This window comes from Manganibacter manganicus, assembly GCF_002075885.1.
GTDB classification, from domain to species: domain Bacteria; phylum Pseudomonadota; class Alphaproteobacteria; order Rhizobiales; family Rhizobiaceae; genus Mesorhizobium; species Mesorhizobium manganicum.
Genome location: NZ_MDET01000008.1, coordinates 105,582 through 132,249 on the forward strand (window position 1 = coordinate 105,582; position 26,668 = coordinate 132,249).

General features: G+C 63.5%; 22 protein-coding genes and 1 pseudogene. 17 read left to right on the forward strand and 6 right to left on the reverse strand.

Annotated elements, in window-relative coordinates; translation table 11 throughout:
- Positions 1–46 precede the first annotated feature (46 nt).
- From BFN67_RS07030 to BFN67_RS07055, 6 genes are all read right to left on the reverse strand, one after another.
- Positions 47–1,093 carry a polysaccharide deacetylase family protein gene (locus BFN67_RS07030; protein WP_080918948.1) on the reverse strand — a complete coding sequence of 349 codons (1,047 nt, stop codon included), beginning with the start codon at positions 1,091–1,093 and terminating at the stop codon, positions 47–49.
- A 14-nt stretch (positions 1,094–1,107) separates the two neighbouring features.
- The gene (locus BFN67_RS07035; RefSeq protein ID WP_080918916.1) at positions 1,108–2,328 is read right to left on the reverse strand and encodes a carboxylate--amine ligase; all 1,221 of its coding nucleotides are present in this window, start codon (positions 2,326–2,328) and stop codon (positions 1,108–1,110) included.
- Positions 2,329–2,446: 118 nt separating this feature from the next.
- The gene (locus BFN67_RS07040; protein WP_245295174.1) at positions 2,447–3,559 is read right to left on the reverse strand and encodes an alcohol dehydrogenase family protein; all 1,113 of its coding nucleotides are present in this window, start codon (positions 3,557–3,559) and stop codon (positions 2,447–2,449) included.
- 90 nt (positions 3,560–3,649) lie between these two features.
- On the reverse strand, positions 3,650–5,023 hold the full coding sequence (locus tag BFN67_RS07045; RefSeq protein WP_080918918.1) for an aspartate aminotransferase family protein: 1,374 nt from the start codon (positions 5,021–5,023) through the stop codon (positions 3,650–3,652).
- Between the two features lie 60 nt (positions 5,024–5,083).
- The gene (locus BFN67_RS07050) at positions 5,084–6,583 is read right to left on the reverse strand and encodes an NAD-dependent succinate-semialdehyde dehydrogenase (RefSeq protein WP_080918919.1); all 1,500 of its coding nucleotides are present in this window, start codon (positions 6,581–6,583) and stop codon (positions 5,084–5,086) included.
- A 122-nt stretch (positions 6,584–6,705) separates the two neighbouring features.
- Positions 6,706–7,194, reverse strand: coding sequence for an Lrp/AsnC family transcriptional regulator (locus BFN67_RS07055; protein WP_080918949.1), 489 nt, complete (start codon positions 7,192–7,194; stop codon positions 6,706–6,708).
- Between the two features lie 83 nt (positions 7,195–7,277).
- On the opposite strand from BFN67_RS07055, the gene ehuR reads away from it, so the two are divergent.
- The 17 genes and pseudogenes from ehuR to BFN67_RS23920 all read left to right on the forward strand — a co-directional run.
- On the forward strand, positions 7,278–8,663 hold the full coding sequence (ehuR, locus tag BFN67_RS07060; RefSeq protein WP_080918920.1) for a MocR-like ectoine utilization transcription factor EhuR: 1,386 nt from the start codon (positions 7,278–7,280) through the stop codon (positions 8,661–8,663).
- Positions 8,664–8,795: 132 nt separating this feature from the next.
- Positions 8,796–9,581 carry an ectoine/hydroxyectoine ABC transporter ATP-binding protein EhuA gene (gene ehuA, locus BFN67_RS07065; protein WP_080918921.1) on the forward strand — a complete coding sequence of 262 codons (786 nt, stop codon included), beginning with the start codon at positions 8,796–8,798 and terminating at the stop codon, positions 9,579–9,581.
- A gap of 91 nt (positions 9,582–9,672) precedes the next feature.
- Positions 9,673–10,497 (forward strand): ectoine/hydroxyectoine ABC transporter substrate-binding protein EhuB, encoded by an 825-nt coding sequence (ehuB, locus tag BFN67_RS07070; protein ID WP_245295178.1) that lies wholly within the window; start codon positions 9,673–9,675, stop codon positions 10,495–10,497.
- 175 nt (positions 10,498–10,672) lie between these two features.
- Complete coding sequence (gene ehuC / locus BFN67_RS07075; protein WP_080918923.1) at positions 10,673–11,332, forward strand: ectoine/hydroxyectoine ABC transporter permease subunit EhuC; 660 nt, start codon at positions 10,673–10,675, stop codon at positions 11,330–11,332.
- Between the two features lie 16 nt (positions 11,333–11,348).
- On the forward strand, positions 11,349–12,008 hold the full coding sequence (gene ehuD / locus BFN67_RS07080; protein WP_080918924.1) for an ectoine/hydroxyectoine ABC transporter permease subunit EhuD: 660 nt from the start codon (positions 11,349–11,351) through the stop codon (positions 12,006–12,008).
- Entirely contained in the window at positions 12,008–12,787 is a 780-nt protein-coding gene (gene eutA, locus BFN67_RS07085) for an ectoine utilization protein EutA (protein ID WP_080918925.1), read from the forward strand. Before ehuD ends, eutA begins: the two co-directional genes overlap by 1 nt.
- Before the next feature lie 5 nt (positions 12,788–12,792).
- On the forward strand, positions 12,793–13,785 hold the full coding sequence (eutB, locus tag BFN67_RS07090; RefSeq protein WP_080918926.1) for a hydroxyectoine utilization dehydratase EutB: 993 nt from the start codon (positions 12,793–12,795) through the stop codon (positions 13,783–13,785).
- Positions 13,782–14,774 carry an ectoine utilization protein EutC gene (gene eutC / locus BFN67_RS07095; protein WP_080918950.1) on the forward strand — a complete coding sequence of 331 codons (993 nt, stop codon included), beginning with the start codon at positions 13,782–13,784 and terminating at the stop codon, positions 14,772–14,774. The genes eutB and eutC overlap by 4 nt, the downstream gene beginning before the upstream one ends.
- Positions 14,775–14,813: 39 nt before the next feature.
- Positions 14,814–16,004, forward strand: coding sequence for an ectoine hydrolase DoeA (doeA, locus tag BFN67_RS07100; protein ID WP_080918927.1), 1,191 nt, complete (start codon positions 14,814–14,816; stop codon positions 16,002–16,004).
- Between the two features lie 5 nt (positions 16,005–16,009).
- Positions 16,010–16,999, forward strand: a complete 990-nt coding sequence (doeB, locus tag BFN67_RS07105) for a N(2)-acetyl-L-2,4-diaminobutanoate deacetylase DoeB (RefSeq protein ID WP_425349753.1) — start codon at positions 16,010–16,012, stop codon at positions 16,997–16,999.
- A gap of 95 nt (positions 17,000–17,094) precedes the next feature.
- Positions 17,095–19,554: a glucan 1,4-alpha-glucosidase gene (locus BFN67_RS07110; RefSeq protein ID WP_080918929.1), complete on the forward strand. Its 2,460-nt coding sequence runs from the start codon at positions 17,095–17,097 to the stop codon at positions 19,552–19,554.
- Between the two features lie 3 nt (positions 19,555–19,557).
- Positions 19,558–20,565, forward strand: a complete 1,008-nt coding sequence (gnd, locus tag BFN67_RS07115) for a phosphogluconate dehydrogenase (NAD(+)-dependent, decarboxylating) (RefSeq protein ID WP_080918930.1) — start codon at positions 19,558–19,560, stop codon at positions 20,563–20,565.
- 17 nt (positions 20,566–20,582) lie between these two features.
- The gene (zwf, locus tag BFN67_RS07120; RefSeq protein ID WP_080918931.1) at positions 20,583–21,962 is read left to right on the forward strand and encodes a glucose-6-phosphate dehydrogenase; all 1,380 of its coding nucleotides are present in this window, start codon (positions 20,583–20,585) and stop codon (positions 21,960–21,962) included.
- Positions 21,963–21,976: 14 nt separating this feature from the next.
- Positions 21,977–22,687, forward strand: a complete 711-nt coding sequence (locus BFN67_RS07125; RefSeq protein WP_080918951.1) for an ROK family protein — start codon at positions 21,977–21,979, stop codon at positions 22,685–22,687.
- A 40-nt stretch (positions 22,688–22,727) separates the two neighbouring features.
- Entirely contained in the window at positions 22,728–23,495 is a 768-nt protein-coding gene (locus BFN67_RS07130; protein WP_080918952.1) for an SDR family NAD(P)-dependent oxidoreductase, read from the forward strand.
- Between the two features lie 71 nt (positions 23,496–23,566).
- Positions 23,567–26,029: an ATP-dependent helicase HrpB gene (hrpB, locus tag BFN67_RS07135; RefSeq protein WP_080918953.1), complete on the forward strand. Its 2,463-nt coding sequence runs from the start codon at positions 23,567–23,569 to the stop codon at positions 26,027–26,029.
- Between the two features lie 59 nt (positions 26,030–26,088).
- Positions 26,089–26,668, forward strand: a pseudogene (locus tag BFN67_RS23920) (IS5 family transposase); the annotation flags it as partial.

The window sequence follows — 26,668 nt, forward strand, 5'->3', positions numbered from 1 at the left end:
CACATTTTACCAGCAGGTTCGGTGATGCAAAAGAATCCGGCGGCCGTCATAACATCTTGAACGGGATACCGCTGATCAAGGCGCGGACATAGCGCGGCTTCTGGTAAAGCCCGTTCAATGAAACGCGGTTGAAGGCGGCGGCAGCGGCGGGATTGAGCGGCCCGAGAACGCCGGGCTGCGTCGTCACCGCGACTGCAAAGCCGGCGGCGCGCACGGCCTCGATCTCGCGTTCCCCCACCGCCGCCTTGAAACCGTAAGGATAGGCAAAGCTGTCCGGTGCCCGTCCGGCATAGGAGGCGACGGCGTCCGCCGAACCCTCGACCTCGCTCTTGAGCCTTGCCGCGTCGACGCGCTTGAGATTGACATGGGTGAGTGTATGCGCGCCGAGCCGCGCCAGCGGGTCGTGCACGAGTTCACGCAGGGCGCTTTCATCCATGGTCAGCGTTTCGACGATGGCGAGCGGCTCGATCCCGGCTTGCTTCGCAGCCGCATCCAGCGTGGCCACGGCCCGGTCCTCGTCGGAGCTCTGCACAAAGGCGGCGATGCGGTCGAACGCTGCCTGCTTGGCAGCCGGCGTGCCGGTATGGATTTCCTCTTCGCCATGGCCGAAGTCGAAGCGGAACGCCGGCTTTTCTCTGGTCAGCACATCCGCCGTCTGCCACCACATTGAACGGGTGCGGTCCACGAAGCCTTTGGTGATGAAGATCGTGTAGGGCACGCCGTGCTTGTGGAAAACCGGTGCGGCGTGAACGGCGTTGTCGCGATAGCCGTCATCCAGCGTGAAGGCGACGAAGCGGCGCGCGTCCTTCGGATCGGCCAGCAGGCGCGGCAGGTCTTCCAGCGCAACCGGCACGAGGCCGGCTTCAGCGGCGATGAGGATTGCCCGGTCGAGGAATTGCGGCGTTACGGAAAGCAGGGCGTTCGGGTCATGAGCATGGCCTGAAGCCGGCCGCACATGATGCAGCGTGAAGATCACCCCCCGTCCCGCCGCCGACGGCCACAGCCTGTCGGCACGGGCAAGCGCCACGCCCTCCAGCCCGGCGCGGATAGCCGCATGTTTCAACAGGCGTTTGCTTGCGGTCTTGAAGGTCATGTCGGCTCCCGCGATCAGCGCGACAGGCGGCGTCTGGCGACGCGCCATGCGGTCAACGGCAGGTCGATGAGGCCGGGCAGCGGGTCGGAAACGGCGAAAGCGGCGAAAGTTCTCACCGAAGCGAGGGAGGCGAGATAGGCGCGGACCGGCAGTTCGCCGCGCATGCTGAGTGTTGCCGCGGCCGCCATGTCGCGCGCCGCATACGTCCAGGCAACGCCGTTGCGCGCCATCGCCGGTCTTGCCGGACGGCCGTTTTCCATGCCCCACAGCATCGCGCCCATATCGAGCCCGGCGGCGGCGGCAAGGCCGAACCACGACCATGGCCGGGGGTTGACGTCGAGCAGCTTCAGCGTGCCGTCGCGCGGGTCGCGCTTGAACTCGACCTCGATCAGTCCGTGATGGCCGATATCGGCCAGCAGCCGGCGCGCCGCGACACGTGCAGCCGGTTCGTCCGTCGTTTCGACGAATGTGCTGGTGTAGCCGAAATCGACCGGATATTGCCGCGCCCGTCGTGCGGTGAATTCGGCAAGCGGGCGGCCCTGCTGCCACAACGCACAATAGGAAAACTGCCCTTCGCCGCCCCCCGGAACGAGTTGCTGGACGACGATGTTCCGCGCCCCGATCTCATTCGCCGCCTGACCGAAGATGGCGAGAAAGGTTTGCCGGTCGTCGGCGCGCATTACCTTGGCGCGCGCCAAAAGACCTTCGCCGCCGCCCATATTCGGCTTGAGGATGACCGGAAAGCGGATTTCAGCCTGAACTGCTTCCTGACGTGTGGCGAATTCGTAGGTGGCCGGAATGTCGAGGCCCAGTTCCGCCGCCTTGCGATAGAGCAGCGGCTTTTCGCATGCCCATTTCAGCCGCTCCCAAGGCGGCAGCACCACTTGGAACACATCGCCAAGCGCGTCGATCGACTGCGCCGCGAAACGCACCTCGGCATCGCCGCCCGCAACGAGCAGAGCGCCGCGCATGCCGTCGCGAATTGCGAGATCGCGCAGGAAAGATATAGCGTCAGGAGCGTCCACGCCCGGCCATTCGAACCTGCGGCGCACATGACGCGACCACCCCGGCAGCGGGGTGTCGTTGCTCACCGTCCAGACCTTCACGCTGCGTCGGCCGAGGCTGCGTGCCAGCGCCAGCGTACCGTGCGCCCCGCCAAGGACGACCACGCCGGGACGTGCCGAGTGATCCGATACGCGGTCGATCGTCACGACGCTTTCGGGTCTGGCTGGCATGGTTGGCTCCGGCGATTGGCGAAAACGCCATGCAATCGGCGGCGCTACGCCGATTGATCGATCGCCGGAAGTCTAGCTGACCTGCGTTAACAAACCGCTTTGCATCGTGCCAATGGCTTTAGGCGCCGGCATCCATTATGGCATCGGGCACCACCACCAGCTTGCCGACGAAGTCCTTTGCCATGAAATCGGTCTGCGCATGGTGGAAATCGGAAAGCCGGTAGACGCCGCCGACCAGCGGCTTCAGCCTGCCTTCCTCGATATAGCGCACGATGCGGCGGAAATCGCCACGCGTGCCCTGTGACGAGCCATTGAGCTGCAACTGCTTCAGATACATGGTTCTGAGATCGAGCTGCACCACCGGCCCGGCAATGGCGCCGGCTGTGGTGTAGCGGCCTTCCGCGCGAAGGATGCGCAGCAAATCGTTGAACATCGGCCCGCCGACCAGATCGGCCACCACGTCGATGGGCTGGCCATTCGTCGCCTCGGCAACCGCTGCCGGCAGGTCCGGCACGCCGCGTGTAATCACCGCTTCGGCGCCGATGGCGCACACCGCCTCTTCCTTGCCCTTGCCGACCACGGCGTAAGGGATTGCGCCACGTGCGCGGGCAAGCTGGACGATGCCGGAGCCGACGCCGCCGGAAGCGCCCGTCACCAGCACGCGTTCGCCTGCCTTGAGCGCCGCGCGCTCAATCATCTGTTCGCCGGTGAGATAGGCACAGCAGAAGGTGGCGAGTTCGATGTCGGTGAGACCGGTGTTGACGACATGGGCGTTCTCGGCCGGCAACGCCTGATATTCGGCGTAACCGCCGTCGCGTCCATGGCCCATATAGTCGATGTCGGCCAGCGAATCGTCGTCGCGGTTGTAGATGGAAAAATCCACCATCACCCGCTCGCCGATGCGCGATGCCGGAACGCCTTGCCCGACGGCCGCGATCGTGCCGACCGTATCGGTTCCCTGAATGCGAGGGAAGGTCAGCGTGTTGCCTTGCCGCCGCCAGGTGGAGACGGCGGCCGCGTCCTCTTCCGTGCCATAGGCGCCCTGGCGCACCCACACATCGGTGTTGTTCATGCCGCAGGCCGTAACCTTCACCACCACCTCGCCGGCCGCAGGTTGCGGCACCGCGACGCCGGTATTGTAAACAAGCTTGTCGAGACCGCCATGGCCGATGAGTTGCACGGCGGCCATTGTGGCGGGGAGGGAAGACGTCGTCATTTCAGTGATGCTCATTTCCTTGCAAGAGTTTGTCCTTACCCGGCCCCGCTTCCACCTTGCCTACGGCTTCGGCGGACAGGGGCCGGGCGAGGGCATGAAGCAGGCTCAGCCAAGCACTGCTTTCACCGCTTCCGCCGTTTTGGCCACGATGACGTCCGCTTCCGCGCGCGTCAGGCAGAGCGGCGGTGCGAAGCCCAGAATGTCGCCCTGCGGCATGGCGCGGCCGATGACGCCGCGCTCCAGCAGTGCCGCCGAAACCTGCGGCCCGATCTTTTTCGCCGGGTCGAAGAATTTGCGGTCGTCCTTGTCTTCGACGAATTCCACCGCCGCCAGCATGCCGTCACCGCGCACGTCGCCGACATTCTTATGATCGGCCACGGCCTTGGCCAGTTCGGCGCGGAAATAGGCGCCGGTCTCGCCTGCATTCTTCACCAGCCCCATTTTGTCGATGAGTTCGAGATTGGCGACGCCGGCTGCCACGCAGATCGGGTGCGCCGAATAGGTCCAGCCATGACCGATCGGGCCGAGCTTGTCGGAACCCTGCACCAGACCTTTCCACATCTTCTCGCCGACGATGACGCCCGAAAGCGGCGCATAGGCAGAGGTCAGGCCCTTGGCGATAGTGATGAGGTCCGGCTCGATGCCGTAATGGTCGGAGCCGAACATCGAACCCAGGCGCCCGAAGCCGGTGACGACCTCGTCGGCGACGAGCAGAATGTCGTACTTCTTCAGCACCGCCTGGATCTTGCCCCAATAGCCCTTCGGCGGCGGCACGATGCCGCCGGTGCCCAGCACCGGTTCGCCGATGAAGGCGGCGATGGTTTCCGGCCCTTGCGCCAGGATCAGCTTTTCGAGCTGGTCGGCGCAGTATTGCGAGAACTGCTCCTCCGAAAGCGAACGATCTTCGCGGCGATAGTAATAAGGCGCCTCGGTGTGCAGCACGGGCGCGCGCGGCAGGTCGAAGGCATTGTGGAAGCCCGCCAGACCGGTCAGCGAGCCGGTCATGATGCCCGAGCCGTGATAGCCGCGCCAACGCGAGATGATCTTCTTCTTTTCGGGTCGGCCGAGCACATTGTTGTAGTACCAGATCAGCTTGATGTTGGTCTCGTTGGCATCGGAGCCGGAAAGACCGTAATAGACGCGGCTCATGCCTTTCGGCGCGCGGTCGATGATCATCTTGGAAAGCCGGATCGAGGCTTCCGTGCCATGGCCGACATAGGCGTGATAATAGGCGAGGTTCTTCGCCTGCTCGGCGATTGCGTCGGAAATCTTCTGGCGGCCATAGCCGACATTGACGCAATAAAGCCCGGCAAAGGCGTCGATGCTCTTCTTGCCGGTATTGTCCCAGATGGTGACACCCTCGCCGCCGGCAACGATGCGATTCGGCATTTCGCCGCGTGCATGTGCACCCATATGCGTCGAGGGATGAAAGAAGTGGTCGCGGTCCCAGGCGGCGAGTTCGTTGGATTGTTCTAGCATTTTCTTCTCCTTTTCGGTTTCGTCGGTCGAACGCGGCTTGTCGATTTCTCGGGGCGTCGTTCAGGCCAGATCGAGGCAGACATATTTGAGGTCGGTGAAGGCTTCCAGGCCGTGGCGCGAGCCTTCACGGCCGACGCCCGATTGCTTGACGCCGCCGAAAGGGATCGGCGCACCGGTGATCTTCACCCGGTTGACGGCCACCATGCCGAAATCGAGCGCATTCGCCATCCGCCGCTGGCGGGCGCCGTTCTCGGTGACGACATAGGCGACCAGACCATATTCGGTGGCGTTGGCGCGGGCAATTGCCTCGTCCTCGTCGTCGAAAGACGTCACCGCCGCCACTGGGCCGAAGGTTTCGTCCTGCATGATGAGGGCATCGTCCGGCACATCGGTCAGCAGCGTCGGCTCGAAAAACAGCGAGCCGGGCGCCCGGCGCTTGCCCCCCGCAAGAAGCCGCGCGCCGCGCGCCACCGCATCGGCAACCTGCTCTTCGACTTTCTTGACTGCCCGCTCGTGCATCAGCGGACCGATGTCGGCGTCGGCAGTCAGCCCGTCGGCCACCTTGAGCGCGGCGATCCTTTCGGCAAAGGCGGCGCAGAAGCGCCCGTAGAGCGACCGCTCGACATAGATGCGGTTGGCGGCAAGGCAGTCCTGCCCCGACGTGGCGAATTTCGCGTCGACGGCGATCGTCACCGCCCGGTCGAGATCGGCGTCGGAAAAGACGATCAATGGCGCGTGGCCGCCAAGTTCCATCACCAGGCGTTTCATCGTCGGCGCGCATTGTTTCGCGATCAGCCGGCCGATCTCGGTCGAACCCGTAAAACTCATGGCGCGCACGCGCTGGTCTTCACACAGCCGCCCGACAATGGTGGCGGCGTCGCCGGTGACGATATTGAAGACACCTGCCGGCAGGCCGGCGCGTTCGCCGAGTTCGGCCAGCGCCAGCGCCGACAGCGGTGTCTCGGACGAGGGGTGCGCGACGATGGTGCAGCCGGCGGCAAGGGCTGCGGCCGCTTTGCGCGTCAGCATGGCAGCCGGGAAATTCCAGGGCGTGACGACACCGACGACACCCAGCGCTTCGCGGCGAACCGTCATCTCGGCGCCGGCCAGATGGCTGGTGACGCTTTCGGCGTTCACCCGCTTGGCTTCTTCCGCATACCATTCGACGAAGGACGCGGCATAATCGATCTCGCCGAGAGATTCCCTCAAGGGCTTGCCCTGTTCCAGCGTCATGATGAGCGCCAGATCGTTCTTGGTGGCGACGATCAAATCGAACCATTTGCGCAGGATTCCTGACCGCTCCTGCGGCAGAAGTGCCTTCCACGCGGGAAAAGCGCGGGTCGCGGCGTCGATGGCCTTGCCGGTCTGGGCAGCATCGAGCGAAGCGACGAAGGCAAGCGTCGCGCCGGAGGCCGGGTCGGTGACTTCAAAACTTTGCGCGGCGTCGCTCGCCGTCCAGTGACCGTCGCTATAGGCAAGCTCGCGCAGCAGCCGCCGGTCGGCGAGCCGGTCGAGCGCGTCATGGCGCTCGGGGCGGGCGAAGTGGGCATGGGCGGACATCGAATTGGCCTCCGTGATCGGGGCCGATCCTATGGCCGGCGGCGCGAGAGAAAGACCATTCGCACGGTAGCAGGTAGAGAGAATCTCTATCGGGAAGGGGCGCGCGCAGAGAGTTTGCGCGTTCAGCCGTCGGTCAACAATTCCGCCAGCGGCAGTACGGTCTCGTCCTTCACCGTCTTGATGACGATGTAGGTGAAGTAGCGGTCGATGCCGAGTTCGCGTTCGAGCAATGCATCGACCAGCCGTTGATAGGCGTCGATGTCGCGTGCCATCACCTTGAGCAGATAATCCACGCCGCCGCCCACCGACCAGCAGGCGACGATCTCGGGAATATCCCTGACCGCGCGCTCGAAGCGGTCGAAATCGGCCTGGCGGTGATTGCCCAGCGTCACCTCCATCAATACCGTGGCGATGGGCGCGATGGCGCGCATCGCCACCCTGGCATGATAGCCGGCGACGATGCCGGCCTTTTCCAGCTTGGCAAGCCGCAACCAGCACGGCGTCGGCGACAGGCCGACCTGCTCGGCCAGCGCCAGCTTGGTGATGCGTCCGTCGCGCTGGATGGCGTCGAGGATCTTCAAATCTATCGGGTCGAGTTTCAGGGCGGCCATGATCTTCGCTTTTCCTTGCGCCGTCACATGACGGTGCATGATTTCGATTGTCAATTGCACTGATTTCGATCTCTAATGAAGTCATGACATTATGGCATCCTGACCCGGCGCTGATCCGACGCCCCGCCTACCTCTCGCTCGCCGACCAGTTCGCGCGCGCGATCCATGACGGGCGGCTGGCAAACGGCGAACGGCTTCCCACCCACAGGCGATTGGCCGACGAACTGGGACTCTCTGTCCAGACGGTCAGCCGGGCCTATGAGGAATTGATCCGGCGCGGCCTCGTTTCCGGCGAGATCGGCCGTGGCTCTTTCGTTCAGACGCAGCGCCATGAACCCGATCCGCCCTATCTGCCGGAACGGCCGGGCGAGGTGATCGACCTGTCGATCCTCAAGCCGGTCTGCGAATCGATGCATCTGGAACTCATGCGGGCCGCCCTTGGCTGGCTGGGCGAGACGTTGCCTGCTGCCTCGGCGCTGTCGTTTCGGCCGAACATGGTGTTCCCGCGCCACAAGGCGGTTGCAGTCGAATGGCTGAAACTGTGCGGCCTGGAAACGACGGCGCAGAATGTCAGCGTCACCAATGGCGCTACCGCCGCCATGACCGTGGCGCTGATGAGTGTCGCGCCGCCCGGTTCCACCGTCGCCACCGAGGCAATCGGCCACCACACGCTGGTGCCGTTGGCGCGTTATCTCGGCTTCAACCTCGAAGGTCTGCCGATCGACGATAACGGCATTTTGCCGGATGCGCTGGACGAGGCCTGCCGCCATTCCGACATTCGCGCCGTCTTCGTGCAGCCCTCGGTCATCAACCCGACGGCCACATTGATGGGCTCGGTGCGGCGTTCCGAACTGGCCGAAGTGGCGCGCCGCCACGATATCGCGATCATCGAGAACGACGTGCTCGGGCCTCTGGTGGAGAAGCGCGCGCCGCCGCTGGCCCATTTCGCGCCCGAACGCACGCTCTATGTCACGTCGTTCAGCAAGATCACGGTGCCCGGTCTGCGTATCGGTTACCTTGCCGCGCCCGACCGTTACGTCGCCGCCGTCGCCAACCGGCATCTGGTCACCAACTGGATGGCGACGCCGATCATGGCCGAGATCGCCAGCAAATGGGTGGCCGACGGCACCGCGCTCGAACTGGTGCGCTGGCAGCGCGAGGCGTTGCATCACCGTCTCGACATTGCCGCCGAGGTGCTTGCCGGTGTCGGCTACCGCGCCCAGCGCGACGGCATGCATCTGTGGCTGGAACTGCCGGGGGATCGTTCGGAGGAAGGCTTTGTCGCGCAGGCGCGCCTGCAAGGCGTGGCGATCGCGCCGGGCACGTCATTCCGCATCGCCGAGACGCCGTGGAAGCCGGCCATCCGCATTTCGCTCGGCTCGACCACCGAGGCCGAACTGCGTGCCGGTCTTGGCGTCGTTACCAAGCTTCTGCTTGGCGATCCGGAACATCTGTTGCTGGCGATATAGCGGGCATTCAGTGTGCACAATCGTGCCCGCCAGAAAAATTGTCATGATTTTATTTTCCCGATTGACATGATTTGAAGGCTTCCCCATCGTTAGGCCGAGAGCTCCGGGAGAGAGCCGCAAGGGGGAGAGCATTTGCCCGCGCCTATCATCAAGATCGACGCCATTTCCAAGAGCTTCGGCGCCTTCAAGGTTCTGGACGGCCTGTCGATGCAGGTCATGCCGGGCGAGAAGCTGGCGCTGATCGGTCCTTCGGGTTCCGGCAAGACGACCATTCTTCGCATTCTGATGACGCTGGAGAGGATCGACGCCGGCCATATCCAGATCGAGGGCGAGCAGCTTTACCACATGGAGCGCAACGGCCAGTTGCTGCCGGCCGACGAGCGGCACCTGACCAAGATGCGCCAGAAGATCGGCATGGTCTTCCAGCTTTTCAATCTGTTTCCGCACAAAAGCGTGCTCGACAATGTCACGCTGGCGCCGATGCTGACCAAGGGCACGCCGCGCGCCGCCGCCGAAAAGCGGGCCTTTGAATTGCTCGATATGGTGGGCATGGCCGACAAGGCGAAAAACATGCCGGCGCAGCTATCGGGCGGGCAGAAGCAGCGCGTGGCCATTGCCCGTGCGCTGGCGCTGTCGCCCAAGATCATGCTGTTCGACGAGGTGACGTCCGCCCTCGATCCCGAACTCGTCAATGAGGTGCTGAATGTCATGCGCCGGCTTGCGGCCGAGACCGACATGACCATGCTTCTCGTTACGCACGAGATGGGCTTTGCTCACGATTTCGCCGACCGGGTACTGTTCTTCGACGGCGGCAAGATCGTCGAGGAGGGCAAGCCGGACGAGATTTTCAGTCATCCCAAGCAGGAGCGCACGCAAAGCTTCCTGAAGAAGATCATCGCGGCGGGCCACAGGGTCTGATCGTGGAACTTGAGGCGGGGAGGCCGCTTCTGAATCGACAAGATAAACCATGGAGCTGGGAACAATGAAGAAACTTGCAGTTTTGGCCGGCATGGCCGGTCTCGCCCTGAGCACGCTGCTCGCCGCCACGTCCACCGGACTGGCCGACGACGCGAAGCTGGAGCAGTTGAAGAAGCAGGGCTTCGCCCGCCTGGCTATCGCCAACGAGCCGCCCTATACGGCGGTCGCCGCCGATGGCAAGGTTTCGGGCGCGGCGCCCGATGTGGCGCGCGAGATCTTCAAGCGGCTTGGCGTGCCGGATGTGGTCGCCTCGATCTCCGAATATGGCGCGATGATCCCCGGTTTGCAGGCAGGCCGCTTCGATGTCATCACCGCCGGCCTGTTCATGAAGCCGGAGCGTTGCGCGGCTGTTGCCTATTCCGAGCCGGTGCTATGCGATGCAGAGGCGCTGCTGGTCAAGAAGGGCAACCCGAAGGGCTTCAAGAGCTATGAGGATATCGCCAAGGACGAGACCGCGACCGTCGGCGCGCCGGGCGGCGGCACCGAGGAGAAGCTGGCGCTCAATGCCGGCGTGCCGCGCGACCGCGTGATTGTCGTGCCGGATGGCCAGAGCGGGTTGAAAATGGTGCAGGACGGGCGCATCGACGCCTACTCGCTGCCAGTGCTTTCGATCAACGACCTGATGAAGAAGGCCAACGATCCGAACCTCGAAGTGGTGGCTCCCGTCGTCGGCGCGCCGGTCTATTGCGACGGTGCCGCCTTCAACAAGAACGACACCGCGCTGCGCGACGCCTTCGACGTCGAATTGGCGAAGATGAAGGAGTCCGGCGATTTCGCCAAGATCATCGAGCCTTACGGCTTCTCGGCCGAGGCGGCCAAGTCCACCACGCGCGAGAAGCTCTGCTCGGCGAAGTAACGCCGGTATCTTCCTCGCGGGAGATGCGGTGCAAGGCACCGGGATGGGGTAGCACGATCGTTTCTACCTCATCCGCTGCGTTTTTCATCGCGGCCTGGCCGCGATCTCCCCGCCTGGGGATGCAGGGTGCCGCGCCTGCTTCTCGAATGATTTCAAAGGAAGCGTTGCAAACGATATGACCGCCTGGGCCGGCTATATTGAACTGATCCTGGAAGGCGCCGTCGTCACCATCAAGCTCACGCTGATGGGCTCGGTGCTGGCCCTGGTCGTCGCCTTCATCGCAGGGCTCGGGCGGTTATCGCGGTTCTTTGCCGTGCGCGCGCTCGCCACTGCCTATATCGAATTCTTTCGCGGCACCTCGATCTTCGTGCAGCTTTTCTGGGTCTATTTCGTGCTGCCGCTGTTCGGCATCACGCTCACGCCGCTACAGGCCGGCGTGCTGGGGCTCGGTCTCAATGTCGGGGCGTATGCGGCGGAGGTCGTGCGCGGCGCGGTGCAATCCATCGGCAAGGAGCAGTATGAAGCCTGCACGGCGCTCAATCTCGGCCGCTGGCAGGGCATGCGTCATGTCATCCTGCCGCAGGCCTTTCTGGTCATGCTGCCGACCTTCGGCAACAATGCCATCGAACTGCTCAAGGCGACGTCGATCGTCTCCCTGATCTCGCTGGCCGATCTCACTTTCCAGGCGCAGGTGGTGCGCTCGCAGACCGGCAACACCATGGTGCCGTTCACCACCATCCTCGTCATCTATTTCGCGCTCGCCATGCTCATCACCTGGGGCATAAGGCGGCTTGAGCGGCGCCTGTCGCGCGGGCTGGACGGAGTGCGCGCCTGATGGAATGGGCCTCATAATGGAATGGGATTGGGATTTCGTCTGGCAGATCATGCCGACACTGATCGAGGGGGTGAAGATCACCATCCTCGCCACCGTGCTCGGCTCGGCGTTGGCCGCGGTCGTCGGTCTGGCAATTGCGCTGTTGCGCCGTTCGGAGAACAAGGCAGTCGCGCGCAGCGTCGGCTTCGCCGCTGAATTCATTCGCGGCACGCCGCTTCTGGTGCAACTCTATTTCATCTTCTACGTCCTGCCCGATGTCGGCATCCTCTTGCCGCCGATGGTGGCGGGGACGATCGGGCTCGGCCTCCACTACGGCACCTATGCGGCCGAGGTCTATCGCGCCGGCATCGACAATGTGCCGCGTGGCCAGTGGGAAGCGGCCAAGGCCTGCAATCTCTCCGCCCGCCAGACCTGGACGCATGTCATCCTGCCGCAGGCGATCCCGCCGATGATCCCGGCCTTGGCCAATTACTTCATCGCCATGTTCAAGGAGACGCCGCTGCTTTCGGCGATCACCGTGCTGGAACTGATGAACCAGGCCAAGAGCGTCGCCAACACCTATTATCGCTATGTCGAGCCGATGACGCTGGTCGGCGCCTTCTTCCTCGTCATCAGCCTGTGCTCGGTGGTGCTGCTGCGCTGGCTGGAGCGGCGTTACGGGCGGGTGGAAAGATAATGGAACTTCGCTCCGAAATCCGCCTTCACGCGGCCCGCCCGCCGCTCGATCCGCGCCCGCTGCCAAAGCGCGTCGGCCTCGTCATTCTGGCCACCGACCATACGACCGAGCCGGATTATCAGCGCATGGTGGCAAGCGAGCGGATCGGCGTCTATGTCGCGCGCATCGCCTATGCCAATCCGACGACGCCGGACAATCTGCGCCGCATGCAGCCGGCGCTGACCGAAGGTGCGGCGCTTATCCTGCCCGACGAGAAACTCGACGCCATCTGCTATTCCTGCACGTCCGCATCCGTGGTGATCGGCGATGCCGAGATCGAGGCGGCGATCCAGGCGGCAAAGCCCGGTGTTCCGGTGGTGACGCCGCCCATGGCCGCCATGCGTGGATTGCGGGCGTTTGGCGCCAGGAAAATCAGCGTGCTGACTCCTTATACCGTCGAGACCAGCCGGCCGATGGCCGATTACTTTGTCGGGCACGGTTTCGAGATCGCGTCCTTCACCTGCCTTGGCTTCGAAGACGATCGCGAGATGGCGCGCATCCAACCCTCGGCGCTGGTCGAACTTGCGCGACAGGCGATGGACGATAAGGCCGAGGCGTTGTTCGTTTCCTGCACGGCCTTGCGGTCGGCGCTTGTCGCGGCTGCGATGGAGGAAACGACAGGCCGCCCGGTCGTGACCTCGAACCAGGCGACGGCATGGAACTGCCTGCGGCTCTGCGGCGACGACACGGCGCGCCCCGATTTCGGGCGGCTTCATACGCTTGCCTTGCCGCGTGACTGACCGAAATGACAAGCGTCACCCTTAAAGACATCCAGGCCGCGCGCGGGCGCATCGCCGGCAAGATTGCCCCGACGCCGACGCTTCTGTCGCCGAGCCTTTCACAACGAGCCGGCGTTCCGATCTATCTGAAACTTGAATCCCGCCAGACGACCGGAGCCTTCAAGTTGCGCGGGGCCTCCAATGCGATCGCGTCTCTCGCCCCGGAGGAGAAGGCGCGCGGCGTGGTCGCGGCATCCACCGGCAACCATGGGCGCGCGCTCAGCTATGCGGCGAGGCTGGAAGGCATGCGCGCCGTCATCTGCATGTCGAAGCTGGTGCCGGAAAACAAGCTCGCCGAGATCCGGCGGTTAGGGGCCGAGATCCGCATCGTCGGCAGCAGCCAGGACGACGCGCAAGTTGAGGTCGACCGGCTTGTGGCGGAGGATGGATTGGTCATGGTGCCGCCTTTCGACCATGCCGCGGTGATTGCGGGGCAGGGTACGCTTGGGTTGGAGATTGTCGAGGCGATGCCGGACGTCGCCACCGTTCTGGTGCCGCTGTCGGGCGGCGGGCTGGCCGCCGGCGTCGCGGCGGCAGTCAAGGGTCTGAAACCGGGTGCCGAAATTATCGGCGTTTCCATGCATCGCGGCGCGGCCATGAAGGCGAGCCTCGATGCCGGCAAGCCCGTGCCGGTCGAGGAATTGCCGACGCTGGCGGATTCGCTGGGTGGCGGTATCGGGATCGACAATCGGTTCACCTTTGCCATGTGCCGCGACCTGCTGGACGATGCCGTGCTGCTTTCCGAGGAAGAAATCGCCGCCGGCATTGCGCACGCTTATGCCGAAGAGCGTGAGATCGTCGAAGGGGCTGGTGCGGTCGGCATTGCGGCGCTGCTTGCCGGCAAGGTCAGATTGGCCGGGCCGACAGTGCTCATTCTTTCCGGCCGCAACATCGACATGAAACTGCATCGCGAGATCGTATGCGGGGCGTGGCGGGACGGGAAGGAGCGCGCGGCATGACCCGCATGACCATTCTTACTGAAGCTGACCTGCGCAAGATCGTGAAGCTCGATCTCGATGCCGTTGCCTGTGTCGAGAATGCCTTCCGCGCGCTGGCTACCGAGAAAGTGGCGATGCCGCCAATTCTCCGGCTCGACATTCCCGAGCATAGAGGCGAGGTGGACGTAAAAACCGCTTACGTGCCCGGTCTCGACGGATTTGCGATCAAGATCAGCCCCGGCTTCTTCGACAATCCGAAACTGGGTCTGCCGAGCACCAATGGCATGATGGTGCTGCTGTCGGCCAGGACCGGGCTTGTCGAGGCGCTGCTGCTGGACAATGGCTATCTGACCGACATACGCACCGCCGCTGCCGGCGCTGTCGCGGCAAAACATCTCGCCCGGCCGGACGCCGCGATTGCCGCTGTCTTCGGTGCCGGCATGCAGGCGAAGTTGCAACTCGAAGCGTTGAAACTTGTGCGGCCGATCGCAAGGGCACGCATCTGGGCGCGCGATCCGGTGAAAGCGGAGCGGACCGCCGGAGAACTGCGCGAGCGTCTTGGCATAGAGGTGCGCGCCGAACCGGATGCGGCGGCGGCGATTGCCGGGGCCGACGTGATCGTGACCACGACGCCGTCAACAACGCCGCTCATCCATGCGGGCTTCGTTGCGGCCGGGCAGCACCTGACGGCCATGGGATCGGACGCCGAGCACAAGAACGAGATTGCGCCCGCCGTCCTCAGGCTGGCCGATCTCTATGTCGCCGACAGCGCCGCGCAGACGCGCCGGCTTGGCGAACTGCATCACGCGCTTGATGCCGGGGTGATCGCGGGCAATGCCGAGGTGACGGAACTCGGCGCGATCATCGCCGGAAAAAAGCATGGCCGCCGTTCTCCTGCCGACATCACCTTGGCCGACCTGACCGGTACCGGCGTGCAGGACACGGCCATTGCCGCGCTGGCGCGGCAACGCGCCGAGGCGGCCGGCGTGGGAACCGTTTTTGAAAGTTGACAGCGGCCGCTACGGCCAACAACGAGGAAGACAAAAGGAATGCAGCCCAATCTGAAATTCACGCGCGCGGAATATGCGGACCGCCTTGCGAAAACCCGGAAGGCCATGGAGGCGAAGGGCATTGATCTGCTGATCTGCTCCGACCCGTCCAACATGGCGTGGCTCACCGGCTATGACGGCTGGTCGTTCTATGTGCATCAGGCGGTGCTGGTGCCGCCATTCGGCGAGCCGGTCTGGTACGGGCGCGGGCAGGACGCCAACGGCGCCAAGCGCACCGCCTATCTCGCGCACGACAACATCGTCGGCTATGCCGACCACTACGTTCAGTCCACCGAGCGTCACCCTATGGACTATCTGTCCAAGGTGATTGGCGAGCGCGGTTGGGACAAGCTGACCATCGGCGTCGAGATGGACAATTACTGGTTTTCGGCCAAGGCCTTCGCATCGTTGCAACAACATCTGCCCAACGCCCGTTTTGTCGACGCGACCGCGCTGGTGAACTGGCAGCGCGCGGTCAAGAGCCCGACCGAGATCAACTATATGCGCAAGGCCGCCCGCATCGTCGAAGCCATGCATGTCCGTATCGCCGACAAGATCGAGGTCGGCATGAGGAAATGCGATCTTGTCGCGGAAATCTATGATGCCGGTACGCGCGGCGTGGACGGCCCCGAGGGCCGGTTCGGCGGCGATTACCCGGCCATCGTCCCGCTGCTTCCTTCAGGCGCGGATGCCTCGGCCCCGCACCTGACCTGGGACGACAAGCCGATGAAGACGGGCGAAGGCACCTTCTTCGAGATCGCCGGTTGCTATAACCGCTACCATTGCCCGCTGTCGCGCACCGTCTTCCTCGGCAAGCCGACGCAGGAATTCCTAGATGCGGAAAAGGCGACGCTGGAAGGCATGGAAGCGGGACTGGCTGCGGCCAAGCCCGGCAACGCCTGCGAGGACATCGCCAATGCGTTCTTTGCGGTTTTGAAGAAGTACGGCATCGTCAAGGACAACCGCACCGGCTATCCGATCGGGCTTTCCTATCCGCCGGACTGGGGCGAGCGCACCATGAGTCTGCGCCCCGGTGACAAGACCGAACTGAAGCCCGGCATGACTTTCCATTTCATGACCGGCCTTTGGCTGGAGACGATGGGGCTGGAGATCACCGAGAGCATTCTTATCACAGAAACCGGCGTGGAATGCCTGGCCAATGTGCCGCGCAAGCTAGTGGTGAAGGACTAGCCGCAATGGTGAAACCTTCTCCCATCTCCCCCACGGTCGATTTCGACCGGAACGGCGTGCAGCATGGCTTCCTGCGCTTGCCGTATAGCCGCGACGATTCCGCCTGGGGTTCGGTGATGATCCCGGTCTGTGTCGTCAGGAACGGCCAGGGGCCGGCAGCGCTGCTCACCGGTGGCAATCATGGCGACGAATATGAGGGCCCGCTGGCGCTCTATGACCTTGCCCGCACGCTCGATCCAAAGGACGTTTCCGGCACGGTCATCATCGTGCCGGCGATGAATTATCCGGCCTTCCGCGCCGGCACGCGGACCTCGCCGATCGACAAGGGCAATATGAACCGCGCCTTTCCCGGCCGTCCGGACGGCACGGTGACGGAGAAGATCACCGACTATTTCCAGAGGGAACTGCTGCCACGCGCCGACATCGTCTTCGACTTTCATTCGGGCGGCCGCACGCTCGATTTCGTGCCGTTCTGCGCCGCGCATATCCTGCCGGACAAGGGTCAGGAAGGAAAAGCCTTCGCCGCAGTCGAAGCGTTCTCCGCGCCGTTTTCGGTCAAGATGCTGGAGATCGACGCAGTCGGCATGTACGATACCGCCGCCGAGGAGATGGGCAAGGTTTTTGTCACCACCGAACTGGGCGGCGGCGGCACCTCGCGCGCGGAGACGGTGCGCATCGCGCGGCGCGGCATCATGAACGTGCTGCGCCACGAGGGCATCGTGAAGGGTTCGGTCGACAAGCACTCGACCCGCTGGCTCGACATGCCGTCCGGCGATTGCTTTGCGTTTGCCGAAGAGGACGGCATGATCGAGACGATGGTCGATCTCGGCGAGGCCGTCGAGGCGGGAGCGGTCATCGCCCGCATTCATTCCACCGGCCGCACGGGGCAGGCACCGCAGGAAATCAGGGCGAAGATGTCGGGCCTGCTGGCGGCACGGCATTTCCCCGGCCTGGTCAAGGCCGGCGATTGCGTATCGGTCGTCGCGGTGGAATAGCACGCCTTGCTCGCGATATGGTGATGGGCAACTTTAGCGCGTATCATTGAAAACATTACGGTTCCGGGTCTAAGAAAAGCCGACAGGAGCCGCGTATGACAGCCAGTGAGTCAGTCGCGCCTGGCGCGCCGGGAATTCCCGCGCGCTGGACGTCCAGTGCCAAGAGCGGCGTCGGAACCGCGCTTTCTTCCCGCAGTCCGCTATGGTTCACCATCAGCCACGGTATCCTCAACGAGATCTATTATCCACGCCTCGATAGTGCCTGCACGCGAGATCTCGGGCTGATTGTTACCGGCCCGGACAAGTATTTTTGCGAGGAAAAGCGTGACGCCAGCCATGCCATCGATACTCTGGAAAAGGGCGTTCCCGCTTATCGGCTCGTGAATGAGGCGCTGAACGGTGCCTGGCGCATCGAAAAGCGCGTATTGAGCGATACGGCACGCCCCTGCCTGTTGCAGGAAATCACCTTTACGGCGCTCAAGGGCAAGATCGCCGATTATCGCGTCTATGGCCTGCTCGCGCCGCATCTGGTCAATGCCGGCATGGGCAATACGGCCTGGGTCGGTGAATATCGCAAGGTGCCGATGTTGTTCGCCACTGGGCGCGGCACGAGCCTGGCACTTGCCTGCTCGCTGCCGTGGGGCGCTTGCTCGGCCGGCTATGTCGGGGCTTCCGATGGCTGGCAGCAGCTTCACAGCACCTGCCGTCTCGATCCGGATTGCCGCCGTGCTGAGGACGGCAATGTCGCGCTTACCGGCGAGATTGGATTCAGCGAAAAGGCCCATAAGGCGATCCTGGTGCTTGGCTTCGGCGGCACGCCCGAACAGGCGGCCGCGCATGCGCTTGCCAGCCTGAAGCAGGGGTTCGATGCGGCAGCCGATGCCTACCTTGCGGAATGGCGGGCGTGGCAGAAAAAGCTTGTGCCGCTCGATCGCGCCGACTCATCCACCGGCCTTGATCCCTATCGTGTCTCAACGGCTGTTCTGGCGGCTCACCGCTCGTCGAAACCGGCGGGCGCAGCGGTGGCCAGCCTGTCCATCCCCTGGGGGTTTTCCAAGGGCGATGACGATCTCGGCGGCTATCACCTGGTGTGGCCGCGCGATCTTGTCGAGACGGCAGGCGGCTTTGTTGCCGCCGGAGATGCCGACGAGGCGCTTACCATACTGGGTTATCTGCGGACCATCCAGCAGGAGGATGGGCATTGGCCGCAAAATGTCTGGCTCGACGGCGATCCCTATTGGCACGGCATCCAGATGGACGAGTGCGCGTTCCCGATCCTGCTTGCCGATGCTCTGCGGCGCGCCGGTCATTTGCCGAAGGCAAAGCTCAAAACCTTCATGCCGATGATCGAAAAGGCGGCATCTTATGTCGTTCGCAATGGCCCTGTCACCGGCGAGGACCGATGGGAAGAGGATGCCGGCTATAGCCCCTTTACGTTGGCGGTGGAGATCGCCGCGCTGCTGGCGGCGGCTGACATTTTCGATATTTTCGGCAAGCCGGATGCTGCAATCTATCTGCGCGAGACCGCCGATTGTTGGAACGAGCAGATCGAACGCTGGACCTATGCGGAAAACACCCGCCTTGCCGTCAAGCATGGCATTGCCGGCTATTATATCCGCATCGGCGTGTCGGACGGTGCCGATGACACATCGCCGAAGGATGGCTTCGTGCCGATCAAGAACCGGCCGCCCGGCGTTTCGCGCCTGCCCGCACGCCAGATCGTCAGCCCCGATGCACTGGCGCTGGTGCGCTTCGGCCTGCGCGCCGCCGACGATCCGCATATCCGCAATACCGTGACGGTGATCGATGCAATTCTGCGCCGCGAACTGCCCCAAGGCCCGCTCTGGTATCGCTATAATGATGACGGCTATGGCGAGCATGAGGATGGATCGCCCTTTAACGGCACCGGGGTGGGGCGGCCATGGCCCTTGCTGGCCGGCGAGCGCGCGCATTACGAACTGGCGGCCGGCCGGCGCAAGGAGGCCGAGCACTTGCTGGCCGCGCTGGAAGGATCGGCCAATGATGGCGGCCTGATCCCCGAACAGGTCTGGGACGGGCGCGACATGCCGCGCCGTGAATTGCTATGCGGCGAACCGTCCGGCAGTGCCATGCCGCTCGTATGGGCACATGCGGAGCACATCAAGCTGTTGCGCTCGCTCAAGGATGGGGCCGTCTTCGACATGCCGCCGCAGGGCGTGGAGCGTTATATCAGGAACAACACCGTGGCATCGTTCCGATCCTGGCGCTTCAATCACAAGATCACCTCCATGCCGGCGGGCAAGGTGCTGCGTATCGAGGTTCTGGCGCGTGCCACGGTGCATTGGAGCACCGACAACTGGGCGACCAGTCACGACAGTGAGACGAAGGAGAACGCATTCGGTATCCATCTTGTCGATTTGCCCATTGCCGAAGTGGATCCGGGCGCTAGCCTTGTGTTCACGTTTTTCTGGCTTGATGCCGGTCATTGGGAGAATGTGGATTTTACAATTATCATCAATGGCGGTGCAGTCGCTGCCGTTGCGCAATCGTTTCGGATTTCATCAGCACAGGAATAAGACATGCAGATCGGAATGATGGGCCTCGGGCGGATGGGTGCCAATATGGTGCGACGCCTGATGACGGCCGGCCATGAATGCGTCGTCTATGACATCAACCCGCAAAGCGTTGCCGACCTCGCGAAGGACGGTGCCGTAGCGACCACGTCGATGAAGGACTTCGTCGGCAAGCTGAAAAAGCCGCGCGCGGCCTGGCTGATGTTGCCGGCTGCGATTACCGGCAAGGTGGCGAACGAACTCGCCGAACTCATGGAAGCCGGTGATATCGTCATCGATGGCGGCAATTCCAACTACCGCGATGCCGTGGATCAGGCCGTGCTTTTTTCAAGGAAAGGGCTGAACTATCTTGATGTCGGCACCAGTGGCGGCGTCTGGGGCCTGGAGCGCGGCTATTGCCTGATGATCGGCGGACCTGACGAGGCCGTGAAACATCTCGATCCGATCTTTGCCGCGTTGGCGCCCGGCGCGGGCAAGGATGCGAAGCCGAACAAAGCCGCTGGGACGGCACCCTACGGTTATCTGCATTGCGGCCCCAGCGGTGCCGGGCATTTCGTCAAGATGGTCCATAACGGCATCGAATACGGGCTGATGGCTGCCTATGCCGAGGGCATGAACATTCTCAAGGCTGCCAATGCGGGCAAGGAGAAGCGCGCTGCCGATGCCGAAACGACACCGTTGAGCGAGCCGCAATACTACCAGTTCGACATCGATCTGCCGAAAGTAACCGAGGTTTGGCGTCACGGTTCGGTCATAGGCTCATGGCTGCTCGATCTCACGGCTGGCGCGCTCAAGGACGATCCCGAACTGTCGAAATTTGGCGGCCGGGTTTCAGACTCCGGCGAAGGCCGCTGGACGCTCAAGGCGGCGATCGATACCGGCGTGCCTGCTCCTGTACTTTCGACCGCGCTGTTTGACCGCTTCTCCTCGCGCGGCGAAGCCGAATATGCCGACAAGCTTCTTTCGGCCATGCGCTACGCCTTTGGCGGGCATGTCGAAAAGCCGAAATCCTGAAGCGCCGGAGAGCAGGAATGAGCGAACAACGATCCGACGTGCTGGTGCTGTTCGGGGCGACCGGCGACCTTGCCCACAAGAAGATCTTTCCCGCACTTTATTCCATGGTCCAGCGCGGCACGCTGAACGAACCGGTGATTGGCGTGGCGCTGGAAGATTGGGATGCCGGGAAACTGGCCGAACGCGCCCATGACGGCATCAAGGAGGCCGTCGGCAAGGTCGATGAGGCGACCTTCAAGAAACTCGCAGGCCTGCTGCATTATGTCAGCGGCGACTATCGCGAACCGGAGACCTTCACGAAGTTGAAGGCGGCGCTTTCGGAATACAAGGCGCCGCTCTACTATCTCGCGGTACCGCCTTCGATGTTCGAACCGGTCGTGCAGGGGCTGGAGCAGTCCGGCGGCGCGGCAGGCGCCAGGCTGATGGTGGAAAAGCCGTTCGGACGTGATTTGCAATCGGCGCGCTGGTTGAATCGTGTGCTGCACATCGTCTTCGAGGAAAAATCGATCTTCCGCATCGACCACTATCTCGGCAAGGAAGCGATCCAGAACCTGCTCTATTTCCGTTTCGCCAATTCCTTTCTCGAGCCGATCTGGAATCGCAATTACGTCGACAGCGTGCAGATCACCATGGCCGAGAACTTCGGCGTCGAGGGGCGCGGCAAATTTTACGACGAAGTCGGATGCATCCGCGATGTGATCGAGAACCATCTCCTCAACATCGTTCTGCTCCTGGCGATGGAGCCGCCGTCCGGTCGCACCGCGGACGATCTGATCGACGAGAAGGTGCAGGTCTTGAAGGCGATCCGCACCTTGACCAAGGATGATGTGGTGCGCGGCCAGTTCGACGGTTATCTGAAGGAACCGGGCGTGGCACCGGGTTCCACGCGCGAAACTTTTGCGGCCGTGCGTTTCATGGTCGATACCTGGCGCTGGCAGGACGTGCCGTTTTATATTCGCGCCGGCAAGAACCTGCCTGTTCGCGCCACCGAGGTGCTGGTGCGTTTCAAACGGCCACCGCTTGCCGTGTTCGACGGTTTCAAGCGAGATCAGGCAAATTATCTGCGCTTCCGCATCAATCCTTCTGTGGCGATCAGCATCGGCGCGCGCCGCAAGGCGCCGGGCGACGAGATGGTGGGCGAGCAGGTGGAGTTGAGTGCCCTCAGTCAGGATACCAAGGCCGAGATGGAGCCTTATGAGCGGCTGATCGGGGACGCCATGAACGGCAACAGCCAGTTGTTCACGCGTCAGGATGCGTCGGAGATCGCATGGCGTATCGTCGGCCCGGTACTCGACGACACGACGGCTCCTGCCATTTACAAGCCCGGCACATGGGGACCGGCCAAGGCGATGGCCGACTTTGAACCGCCAAATGGCTGGGTCGATCCCTGTCAGTGAAGGAGGGCAGAGCGGTGAAAGCAAGCGCCAGGGCAAGGAAGCCGGCAACTCTCCGGCAGCAGGTGATACTGGCCGTCGATATTGGCGGCTCGCATGTCAAGATCCGCACCAGTTCCGGCAGCGAGGAGCGCAAGGCCGTTTCGGGTTCCGACATGGGACCGGCTGAAATGATGACCAAGCTGGCGACGTTGACGGAAGGCTTGCATTTCGATGTTGTCGCCATGGGTTATCCTGGGCCGGTGGTGCACAATCGCATCGTGCTTGACCCGCACAATCTCGCCCCTGGTTGGGAGGGCTTCAATTTCGCCAAGGCTTTCGGCAAGCCGGTCAAGATCGTTAACGATGCGCTGATGCAGGCGATCGGGTCCTATGAGGGCGGGCGCATGCTGTTCCTTGGCCTTGGCACCGGATTGGGTGCGGCAATGATCGTCGATAATGTCGCGCAACCGATGGAACTCGCCCATCTGCCCTACAAGAAGGGCAAGAGCTTCGAGGCTTATGTCAGCGACAAGGCGCTGAAAAAACGTGGCAAGAAGAAGTGGCGCAAATCCGTATTCGACATCGTCGAGCGATTGAAGGCGGCGATGGAGCCGGATTATATCGTCATTGGCGGCGGAAATGTCGAAAAGCTCGATGAGTTGCCGCAGGGCGCGCGCCGCGGCGACAACGATCTCGCCTTTGAGGGCGGCTTCCGCCTCTGGCGTGACAATGCGTTCGTCGTCTGACGGACCGCCGTCAATCATTGAACTGAAACGGGAGGATTACATGGCAGGCAGGCTCGACGGCAAGGTCGCGATCGTATCGGGTGGGGCGACCGGCATGGGTGGCGCGGCTTCGAAACTGTTTGCGGCGGAAGGCGCAAAGGTCGCCGTCATCGACCGCAATGCCGAAGCCGCTGCCGCGACGGCCGCCGAAATCCGCGAGGCCGGCGGCGAGGCCGAATATTTCGTCGCTGACGTTTCCGATGAAGGACAGGTGGGCAAGGCCGTCGAGGGCGCTGCCAAGCGCTTCGGCCCCGTCACCGTGCTTTTCAACCATGCCGGCACCATCGTCATCAAACCGTTTTTGGAAATCGAGGTTGAGGAATGGGACTGGCTGCACGCTGTCAATGTGCGTTCCATGTTCCTCATGACCAAGGCGGTCCTGCCGCAGATGATTGCCGCCGGTGGCGGATCGATTGTCTGTACCTCATCCATCTCGGCGGTTGCGGCAACACCGAACGAGGTTCTCTACGACACCACCAAGGGTGCGTGCCACATGTTCGCCCGCGCCATCGCGGTGGAGTTCCGCGACCGCAACATACGCTGCAATGCCGTTTGCCCCGGATTCATCCGCACCCCGCACGGCCTGCGCGAAGTTTCCGATCTCGACAAGCTCGGCGTCGATGTTTCCGATGCGGCCATGGCTGCCCAGCAAGGCCGCATCGGCGAGCCGGAAGAGGTGGCGCGCGCCGCGCTGTTTCTGGCCAGTGACGAAGCGAGTTTCGTCAACGGCGCGCAGCTTTTCGTCGATAACGGTTTTACCGCGCTCTGAAAAGTCCGGCATCCTCCGGTATTTGCGCACCTTCGTTGCCGCTGTTGTGGCGCGCGGATATGTACGCTGCCATGAGAACGAAAGACCTGCCGGAACTTCCTGTCACCACAATCCTGCCGGCGCTTGGCGAGGCGCTGGCGGCAGGCAATGGCGCCGTTCTGGTCGCACCCCCTGGCGCTGGCAAGACGACGCTTGTGCCGCTGGCTCTGCTCGACGCGCCATGGCGCGGCGAAGGCCGCGTCGTATTGCTGGAACCGCGCCGGTTGGCCGCCCGCGCCGCCGCGCGCCGGATGGCCGCCCTTCTCGGTGAGGAAGTCGGCGACACGGTTGGTTACGCCATGCGCATGGACAACCGGACCTCGGCGCGAACGAAGATCGTCGTCGTCACCGAAGGCGTGCTTTCGCGCATGATTCTCGACAATCCTGAACTGCCGGGTATTTCGGCCGTTCTGTTCGACGAGTTTCATGAGCGCTCGCTGGATGGCGATTTTGGTCTGGCGCTGGCGCTCGACGTGCAGGGCGCGCTGCGGCCCGATCTCAGGGTTTTGGTGATGTCGGCGACGCTCGATGGCGCACGCGTGGCTCACCTTCTTTCCGGCGCGCCGGTGATCGAAAGCGAGGGCCGGGCTTTCCCGGTGAATATCCATTATCGCGAGCGGCCGGCCGGCGAGCCGATCGAGGATGCCATGGCCAATGCCATCCGCGCCGCCCTTGCCGACGAGACGGGCAGCGTGCTCGCCTTCCTGCCCGGCCAGCGCGAGATCGAGCGTACAGCCGAGCGTTTGCAGGGGCGGGTGGGCGAGACGGTCGACATTACGTCCCTCTACGGTCAGCTCGACGCCAGGGCGCAGGACGCCGCGATCCGCCCCTCGCCACCCCGCCGCCGCAAGGTGGTGCTGGCAACCGCCATTGCTGAAACCTCGATCACCATAGATGGCGTGCGCGTCGTCATCGACAGCGGGCTTGCGCGCCTGCCGCATTATGAGCCGGCGTCCGGCCTCACCCGGCTTGAGACAGTGCGCGTTTCGAAAGCGTCCGCCGAACAGCGCGCCGGTCGCGCCGGCCGTACGCAACCCGGCGTTGCCATCCGGCTGTGGCGCGCCGAGCAGACGGCGGCATTGCCGGCTTTCACGCCGCCGGAAATTTTCGCCGCTGATCTTTCCGGCTTGGTGCTCGACTGTGCGGCCTTCGGGGTTGCCGATCCGACGAGCCTTGCCTTCCTCGACCCGCCGCCTGCGCCGGCATTGACCGAGGCGAACGCGCTGCTGCGCGCGCTCGATGCTATCGATGACGCAGGCCGGTTGACGGAAGCGGGGGCGGCGATGCGCGGTCTCGCCTTGCCGGTGCGGCTGGCGCATATGGTGGCCGAGGCTGCAAAAACCGGACAGGCGCGTGAGGCCGCCGAATTGGCTGTGCTTTTGACCGAGCGTGGCCTTGGCGGCGATAGCGCCGATCTCGAACGCCGCCTGATGCGCTTTCGATCAGAGAAGACGCCGCGCGCCAATGCGGCCCGGCAATTGGCAAGCCGGCTGGCGCGCTCTTTAGCCTCCCCACATAAGGGAGAGGCTGCCGATACCGGCGCGCTTCTCCTTCATGCCTGGCCGGACCGAGTCGCCAGGGCGCGCGGCGAGCGCGGGCGCTTTGTGCTCGCCAACGGGTCGGGTGCTGCACTCGAAGTCGCCGACCCACTTGCCGGGGAGCGATGGCTGGTGGTTGCCGATCTCCAGGGTAAGGCGCGCCATGCCCGCATCACCACCGCCGCGACGGTGAGCGAGGACGATATCCGGACGGTTCTGGGCAATAATATCGTGACAAGCCGCGAAGTCGCCTTTGATGTCGAGAAGCGCGCCGTGCGCCTGCGGGAGACGCAGCGGCTGGGCGCGCTTCTGCTCACCGAGAGAATGCTGCCGGCACCGGCCGGCGGCGAGGCAGATGCTGCCATCCTCGAAGCGGTGCGCACGCATGGTCTTTCGTTGTTGCCATGGAACAAGGAAGCGGAGAGCCTGCGCTCCCGCCTCGGCTGGCTGCATCGCGGTCTCGGAGCGCCGTGGCCGGACGTTTCCGATGCCGTCTTGCTGGAACGGCTCGATGATTGGCTGGCGCCATTTCTCAGCGGTGATCCGTCGCTTGCCGCACTCGCGTCGTCTGCACTTGCCGCCGGGCTCATGGCGCTGGTGCCGTATGACCTGCAGCGTCGCATCGATGCGTTGGCGCCAACCCATTTCGACGCGCCATCCGGCTCACGCGTGCCAATCCGTTACGATAGTGAGGCGCCGGTGCTGGCGGTCCGCGTGCAGGAACTGTTCGGCCTCGACCGTCATCCGTCCATAGCCGGCGGGATGGTGCCGTTGATGCTCGAACTCCTGTCGCCCGCCCACCGTCTGATCCAAACGACGCGCGACCTGCCCGGTTTCTGGCGTGGCTCATGGGCGGATGTGCGCGCCGACATGCGCGGTCGTTATCCCAGGCATGTCTGGCCGGAAAATCCGTTACTTGCCACCGCGACCAGCCGCGCCAAACCGCGCGGCGTCTAGGCTCAGGACCTATTAATTCCGATTGAGATGTGATTCACGGTCTCCGATTGGAGGCCGTGATGGGTGATTTGTTTCTGCTTAGCGAGCGGCAGATGGCGCGGATATCACCATTCTTCCCGCTGTCGCACGGGGTGCCGAGGGTTGACGACCGGCGGGTGGTGAGCGGCATCGTCTACGTGATCCGCAACGGGCTGCAGTGGAAGGATGCGCCGGCTGGCTACGGCCCGCACAAGACGCTCTACAACCGTTTCATCCGCTGGAGTCTGATGGGCGTGTTCGACCGTATCTTCGCAGGGCTTGCCGGAGAAGGACCGAAACCCGAGCGCATCATGATCGACGCGACGCATCTGAAGGCTCATCGCACGGCGGCGAGCCTGCTCAAAAGGGGGATGTTCCCCGTCGTATCGGGCGAACCAAGGGTGGGCTGAACTCCAAGCTCCACACCGTCTGCGACGGTGAAGGCCGGCCGATCATCCTGCTTTTGTCGGAAGGCCAGATGAGCGACCACAAGGGCGCCCGCATGGTGCTCGACGCCTTGCCGAGCGCTTCACACCTGATCGCCGATCGCGGCTACGACAGCGCCTGGTTCCGGACCGAACTCGAAGCACGCGGCATCAAACCCTGCATTCCGTCGAGCCG